Annotated in this window: 9 protein-coding genes; all 9 read right to left on the minus strand. The window is 71.8% G+C overall.

Annotated features, from left to right (window positions below; genetic code table 11):
• Positions 1-12: 12 nt before the first annotated feature.
• A complete protein-coding gene (locus HF519_RS04160) occupies positions 13-762 on the minus strand; it encodes a maleate cis-trans isomerase family protein (protein ID WP_169410277.1) in 750 nt (249 codons plus the stop codon).
• A complete protein-coding gene (locus tag HF519_RS04165) occupies positions 759-1,598 on the minus strand; it encodes a GntR family transcriptional regulator (protein WP_169410278.1) in 840 nt (279 codons plus the stop codon). Before HF519_RS04165 ends, HF519_RS04160 begins: the two co-directional genes overlap by 4 nt.
• Positions 1,595-1,849 (minus strand): hypothetical protein, encoded by a 255-nt coding sequence (locus HF519_RS04170; protein WP_169410279.1) that lies wholly within the window; start codon positions 1,847-1,849, stop codon positions 1,595-1,597. The genes HF519_RS04165 and HF519_RS04170 overlap by 4 nt, the downstream gene beginning before the upstream one ends.
• A gap of 21 nt (positions 1,850-1,870) precedes the next feature.
• Positions 1,871-2,737, minus strand: a complete 867-nt coding sequence (locus HF519_RS04175; protein WP_169410280.1) for a nitrilase-related carbon-nitrogen hydrolase — start codon at positions 2,735-2,737, stop codon at positions 1,871-1,873.
• Positions 2,730-3,839, minus strand: a complete 1,110-nt coding sequence (locus tag HF519_RS04180) for a DODA-type extradiol aromatic ring-opening family dioxygenase (protein WP_169410281.1) — start codon at positions 3,837-3,839, stop codon at positions 2,730-2,732. The genes HF519_RS04175 and HF519_RS04180 overlap by 8 nt, the downstream gene beginning before the upstream one ends.
• Complete coding sequence (locus HF519_RS04185) at positions 3,839-4,855, minus strand: 2,5-dihydroxypyridine 5,6-dioxygenase NicX family protein (protein WP_169410282.1); 1,017 nt, start codon at positions 4,853-4,855, stop codon at positions 3,839-3,841. Before HF519_RS04185 ends, HF519_RS04180 begins: the two co-directional genes overlap by 1 nt.
• Before the next feature lie 33 nt (positions 4,856-4,888).
• Positions 4,889-5,677 carry an SDR family oxidoreductase gene (locus HF519_RS04190; protein ID WP_169410283.1) on the minus strand — a complete coding sequence of 263 codons (789 nt, stop codon included), beginning with the start codon at positions 5,675-5,677 and terminating at the stop codon, positions 4,889-4,891.
• A gap of 6 nt (positions 5,678-5,683) precedes the next feature.
• A complete protein-coding gene (locus HF519_RS04195) occupies positions 5,684-5,878 on the minus strand; it encodes a ferredoxin (RefSeq protein WP_169410284.1) in 195 nt (64 codons plus the stop codon).
• Positions 5,875-7,007, minus strand: a 1,133-nt coding sequence (locus HF519_RS04200; protein ID WP_211169517.1) for an NADH-ubiquinone oxidoreductase-F iron-sulfur binding region domain-containing protein, incomplete at its 5' end; no start/stop codon positions are given. The genes HF519_RS04195 and HF519_RS04200, both read right to left, overlap by 4 nt.

Genomic DNA, 7,007 nt, shown 5'->3' on the forward strand with positions numbered 1-7,007 from the left:
ACACGGCAGCGGTCATCCGGGCGCCAGCAGCGCCCCGGCATCCGGGACGACGGGATCGAGCGCGAGGGCACGCAGGATCTGCCAGACGGTCGCGACCGCCGAGGAGACCACCGGGATCCCGAGGGCGTCCTGCACCGGCTGGATCGCCGCCAGCGACGGCATCTGGACGCACGCACTCAGCACGAGGGCGTCGACCCCACTGGTGTCGACCTCCTTTGCCAGCCTCTGCAGGTTGGCCGGGTCGAGCCGGCCCACCTCGAGGTTGTCGGCGACCTCCAGGCTCAGCGAGTCGTGCACCTCGATTCCCTCACCGCCGATGTACCCGCAGACCGTCGCGGTGAGCGGCTTCTCGTAGGGCGCGATCACCGAGACCCGCCGGGCTCCGAGGTGGTGCAGTGCGTCGACCAGGGCGCCGGCCGAGGTGAGCACCGGGGCGGTGGGGCCGTCCGGAACAACGGCCGCGGCGGAGAGCCGCTCGGTGCTGGTCCGGTGGTAGCCCGCCCCCCGGGCCATGATCGCGACCAGGCATGCGTAGGCGAGGACGTCCACCCGGGCATCGGCCAGCTCCTCGGCGCAGCGCACCGACTGCTCGTCCATCGCCACCAGCTCGGCCGGCGTGACGTTCTGCATCCGCATCCGCGCGGAGTGGAAGGTGAACCGCTCCGGGTGAGTGCGCTCCCGGGCCCGCAGCATCGCGGGGATCTCGGTTTCCATGGTGGTGTTGGAACTCGGGACGATCATCCCGATCCGGTGCGTGGTCATGCGCGGGCACTGCCTTCCCCGCCGGCCTCCGGGCCCGCGGTGTGGTCGAGGTTCGCCGTTCTCAGTGCCGGTAGCGGCCGGAGCTCGGCGCGCTGCCAGCGGATATGCGCGGGCCTGTCGAGACGGCCGTCCGGGAGGGACTCCAGCTCGATGCCGACCCCCCGCGTGGCCAGCAGCAGAGCGTGGAACCGGTGGTCCGGCTCGCCCTCGCGAACCAGCCCGATCGCGGCGTCGATGAGGTGGAACTCCAGCAGCCGGCGGGTCAGCTCGGGATCCCGGGCGAGCATGGCCTCGAGGAACATCCGGTCGACGTGGGTGAAGTCCTCCGGCGCCTCCGGCCGGGAGAAGTAGAGCCGCTGGTGGCGGTAGATCTTGAGGTGCAGCGAGTGGGTGAGCTCCGCAGTAGCGGCCGGGTAGTGGCGGATGGCCAGATCGTGGAACCTGCGGTGCGCCTCCTGGAAGTCGCGGATCCGGTGCCGGTCGGCCTCCATGCTGTCCAGCTCAGAGCCCATCTTGGCCAGCTCGGCGTCGTCGAGTTCGGACACGATCGCGGCGATCGTCGGCGGCTCGACGAGCAGACGGAGGGCGTAGTACTGCTCCACCTGGGCCACGTTCGTGGGTGCCACCTCCATGCCGCGGTTGGCCTCGGACACCAGGAGACCGTCACCCTCCAGGCGGTGCAGCGCCTCCCGCAACGGTGTGCGGCTGACCTGCAGTTCCGCCGCCAGGACACTCTGCGACATCCGGAACCCCGGCGCGTAGACGCCGTCGATGATGCGCTCCCACAACGTCTGGTAGATCTCCTCGACGGTGTTGCCAGGACGGCGCACCGTCACGGCTTGATCCCGTCGTGGGCGTCCAGCCGGATCGCGAACAGCTCGGTGAACCGCTCCGCGTCCTGTGCCGCGACGATCTCCAACTGCATCGCATCCAGCAGGATGCGATATCCGCTGCGGGGAACCGTCAGCTCCAGGCGCTCACCCTGTTTCGTCCACACTTTCCTGACCTGTACACCGGTGAATTCGTTTGCGATACCGAACGGCTCGCCGGCACGCACGATTCCGTCCTCGAGATCCCCCAGGCTCATGACGCCCCTCCCCTTCTCGTATCAGCCGATACCGATGATCTCAGGCTCGGCGGCATACGCCTGCGGCCGAACACCCGCCAGCACCGGGAGGGCGGTGCGCACCCTGTTCACCTCCGACAACGCGAGGTCGAGCACCTGCCACGCGGGCCCACCCACCCCGAGGTCGGCGAGGACCTCCCCCCAGGGATCGACGACGAGGGCGTGGCCGAAGGTCTCGAACGCATCGGTCCCGTCCTCGCCCCGCACCGTGGCGGAGGCGACGACGAAGGCGGCGCTCTCGATGGCCCGCGCCCGCAGCAGTACCTCCCAGTGCGCCGCACCGGTCTTCTGGGTGAAGGCCGCCGGCACCAGGATCACCTCGGCCCCGGCCAGGGCGAGGCTCCGGTACAACTCCGGGAAGCGGACGTCGTAGCAGATCGTGAGGCCGACCCGGACGCCACCGATCTCGGCGATCATCGGTCGCCGGCCGGCCTGCTCCACCGACGAGGCCTCGAACGACTGTCCACCGATCCGGGCGTCGAACAGGTGGATCTTGTCGTAACCCCCCGCGACGGTGCCGTCCGGCCCGATGACGAGGGCGGTGTTGAAGATGCGGCCTTCATCGTCGCGGCGCTTGAAACCGCCGAGGACCACGGTGGCCGAGGCGCTCTTCGCCGCGGCCCGCAACTCGTCGATCTCGGGTGAGTCGACGGAGAGTGCGGCAGCCCGCATCTCGGTGTTGCTGCCGAGCATCAGGCCGTTCTCCGGGAGCAGCACGAGGTCGGCACCCGGCCCGGCTTCGCCGATCAGCCGGGTCGCGACGGCCAGGTTCGCCGCGACGTCGCGGGTGGGCCGCCACTGCGTGACGGCCACCCGCAACCGGCGCGCATCCGCGGCCGCGTCAGACACCGGCCGGCTCCCGCTCCGGAAGAAGCATGTTGACCACGGTCCACCCGCCGCCCGATGCCTGCATCGGCTCGTAGGCGTAGACCTCGCCCCGCACGCCACCGCCGATCAGCCCGAGCATGATCAGCCAGTTGAGGAACTCGTACTGGCCGTGGTCGAGCAGCGCGTAGGGCTCCAGATTGCCCAGCTCGATGCCCTTGCCCGCGCGCAGCATCTCCAGCACGTAGGTGTCGAACTCCTCGTCCACGTGGCCGAACTTCCCCGGGTCGAGCCAGTGCGACAGGCCGCCGGTCGCCAGCATCGCCACCCGGCGCCCGGACGACCCGACCACCGTCCGCAGCACCTCACCGAAGGCCCGAGCCCCGAAGGGCGAGAACCCGCGGGCGGGCTGGGTGATGATCGGGATGACCGGGATGTCCGGGCGCGGCAGCAGCAGTCGGAGCGGGACGATCAGCCCGTGGTCGAGGTCGATCCGGGTGGACTCCTCGACCTCGAGTCCCTCGGCCCGCACCGCATCCACGATCGCGTGCGCGTAGGCCGGGTCGCCCTGCAGCGTGAGGTCCAGATCGGGGCGCTTGAAGAACGCCATGGACCCGTTGTGCGTCGCGCCGGTCCCGACCACGAAGGCACCCGTGGAGAAGCTCTGGAAGTGGCAGTCCGCCGTCACGATCATGATGTCGGGGTTCGCGGCGGCGATGTCGCGGGCCAGCCGCTCGTACCCGGCGCTCAGCCGCGCCACGGCCTCGGCGGGGTCGATCTCGGGGCGGGCCAGCAGGTCGGGCACGTGCGAGCAGCCGCCGGCGAAGACGACCTCCGCAGGCACGTCGGGGTCGGGCAGTGGGCCGCCCTGCTCGACGTGGAAGCGACCGGTGCTGGCCGAGTCGCCGAGGTCGTCGGCGAACCACCGGCTGACGAGGATGGTGATCCCGTCACCGAGGCCGGCCGAGCGCAGCCGGTCCCGGTCGCCGCCCGCGATGACGGCCGCCCATTCGGAGTCCAGGCCGACCTCTGAGGCGACGGCGGAAGGGTCGCTCCGGAAGCGCGCCAGCAGCTCCGGGTCGCCGGCCAGCGCCAGGATGGCGGTCTCGAGGGTCGCGGCGTCCATCACGCTCGGTCCTCCACGAGACCGCCGTCGCGGACGACCGCCACGTCGTCGATCGTCACGGTGCAGCTGTGCATCGGAATGTCCAGGTGGGCCGGGGTCTCGCGGTTGGCGAACCGGTTGGATCCGGTCGACCACATGAAGTTGCCCGCGGAGGAGCGCAGCTCCTGGCCGTAGAGCGAGCGCGGTTCGTAGACCTCGAACGCCGACCAGCGGGCGACCGGGTGCATGCCCCAGCCCATGTGCGACAGCGCCCAGACCTCGGGGTCGTTCCAGCTCTCGAAGTAGTCGCGCAGCAGGAACGCCTCGGCCCCGCCGCTGACGTCGGTGATGAATCCCTTCTCCACGGTCAGCGTGACGGGCTCGCGGACGTAGCGCTGCCACGGGATGAGCGCGTCGCCGGGCTGCAGCACGAGGGTGCCCTCGGCGGTCCGGTCGTGCGGGAAGCAGGCCACGAATCCGCTGGGCCAGTGATCCCACCGGCTCGGCTCGTCGACGTAGCCCCACTGGTGGGTGACCGGCAGCTCCGAGCCGGAGATGTCGGCGCTCAGGTCGGTCCCGGCGGCGCTGGTGACCCGCAACGTCGTCCCGGCCTTGAGCCGCTTGCCACCCTCCTCGACGACCGAACGCAGCTCGGCCGAGCCCATCAGCCGCTCGAGCACGTCGGGCGGCTCGGCGACGAAGAGCATCCGTTTGCCCGCTCCGGTGATCCGGGTGCGGACATCGGAGTGGATCAGGCCGCCCACGGTCACATCGACGACGAGGTCGCACTCCCCGGCACCGGCCAGCAGGGCCGCGACCTCGCGGCCGTCGGCGGAGTAGGGCGGCAGCATCGGGTTGGACAGGCTGGACGCGGTGAGCACCAGCGCCCCGGCCCCGAGGTCACGGGCCGCCGCCACCGCCGCCTCGACGTACTCGGTCTTCTGCCCCAGCTCGCTGATCACTCCGACGGTCTCGTCGGGCGTGACCGCACACAGCCGGAACTGGTCGACGAACAGTTCCCGGAGAGTCTTCGGCATTGCCTTGTGTGTCCCTTCGTCGTTCGTTGCGGTCTAGAAGGTGGAGCGGATGGCGCCGCCGTCGACAGCCAGCGCCGAGCCGGTGACGAACGCGGAGCGCGGGGAGACCAGGAACGTGACCGCGTCGGCGATCTCCTCGGGTTCGGCCCACCGTCCGAGCGGAATGTTCTCCACGACCTTGGCCAGCTCTTCGTCGCGCGAAGTGCCGTTGGCCTTGGCCTTCGAGCTCAGGATCGACTCCATCCGGCCGGTCCCCGTGGCCCCCGGCATGAGCTGGTTGACCCGCACCCCCCGGGGAGCGAGCTCGAGGGCCATCTGCTTGGCGGTGGCCGACACCGCGGACCGCATGGCCGCGGACAAGACCCCACCGGCCATCGGCTGGCGGACCCAGGTAGAGGTGAGAAAGACGATGCTGCCGCCGCCCTGGTCGACCATCTGGCGGGCGGCGTCGCGCGCCAGCTGAATCACCGGCCGCACGAGCAGGTCGTAGGCGTCCGCCCAGTCCTGCGCAGTGGTGTCCAGGAAGGCCGCGATCCGCGGGCCGGGGGTGTTGAGCACCGCGATGTCGAGCCGGCCGTGCGCGGCGACGACCGCGGGGACGAGCGCCTCGGTCGCCGCCGGGTCCGAGAGGTCGGCGGGATGGGCGCTCAGCGCGCCGGCGACCGGACCGGCCTCGGCGATCGCCGCGTCCACCCGGCCGGCGTCACGGGAGCTGACCGCGACCGTTGCGGCCTCGGCGGCGAGCCGGTGTGCGACGGCGCGGCCGATGCCCTTGCTGGCCGCGGTGACCAGCGCGACCTTGTCCTTGAGTTCCAGATCCACGCCTGCTCAGTCCTCGATCCTGATTGCGTTCTCCGGGCAGCCGGACGCGGCGGTCCGCGCCCGCTCCTCCTCACCCGCCGGCACCAGGCCGTCGTCGCGGGTGGCGGCATAGCCCCACTCGTCGAGCTCGAACACCGATGGGCAGGCGTCGGCGCAGGTGCCGTATCCGGAGCACTTCGTGGAGTCCACGTAGGCCTTCATGCGGGGCCTCCTGGGTTGTAGTGGTGATCGACCGACCGCATGCGATCGGCGACCTGGACCGGGAACTCGGTGACGACGGTGCGCGCGAGGGTGGCGGCACCGTCGAGGAACGCGCAGGCGCCGCGGCGCGGCAACGCGGTGCCCCAGCGGGCCAGGTTGGCCGGCTCCGGACCGGTGGCCCGGCCGTCGCGCAGCGCGCCCAGCGCGTCGCGGATCGAGGCGGTGCCCTTGACGCAGACCCCGCACTGCGCGGCCGACTCCCGGGCGTACCAGGCCGCGATGTCCGCCGCGACCGCCACCGGGTCCTCGTCGGCGCGCAGCGCGGTGATCGCCGCACAGCCCAGCCCGGATCCGGCCGCGCGAACCGCCTCGTAACAGCACGTGACGGTCGCGCGCTCCGCGGCGAGCAGCCCGCCGAACCAGCCGCCCATCACGAACCCGACCGGGCTGCTGGTGAACCCGCCGCCGACCGAGGCGAACAGGTCGGCGACGGACAGTCCGAACGGGACCTCGTAGACCCCGGGACGCGCGCACGCGCCGCTCAGGGTGACCAGGGTGGTCCCTGGCGAGTCGGGCGTGCCGACGGACCGGTAGGCCGCGGCGCCGTGCCGGGCGATCCACGCCGCGTGCGCGAGGGTCTCCACGTTGGACACCAGGGTCGGCGCCCCGCCCACGCCACTCTCGTGCGGACGCGGCGGCTTGGCCAACGGCAGCGCCGGCCCCCCGCTGATCGAACGGCAGGCCGCGGTCTCCTCGCCGGCGACGTAGCTCGGCTCGACGACGTGCACGTCGATCGTGACGCCGGTGGGCAGCGCCCCGGCGGCACGCAGCTCGTCCAGGGCCCTCCCGGCCGCGGTCACCGTGTCCGGGTGCGCGAGGTAGAGCACCACTCGATCGGCGCCGACCGTGCGGGCTGCGAGCAACAGCCCGTCGAGCACCAGGTGTGGGCGGTGGGTGAGCAGCCAGCGGTCCTTGGCAGACGCCGGCTCCCCCTCCTCACCGTTGGCGACGACGACCTTGGGCCCGGTGGCTGCAGCCACCGCAGCCCACTTGACGTGCGCAGGAAACGCTGCCCCGCCGCGGCCCCGCAGGCCTGCACCCCCCAGCTCGGAGATCACGTCCGGGCGGG

Origin of the sequence: Pseudonocardia bannensis, from assembly GCF_012911875.1 — a bacterium.
Lineage (GTDB): Bacteria > Actinomycetota > Actinomycetes > Mycobacteriales > Pseudonocardiaceae > Pseudonocardia > Pseudonocardia bannensis.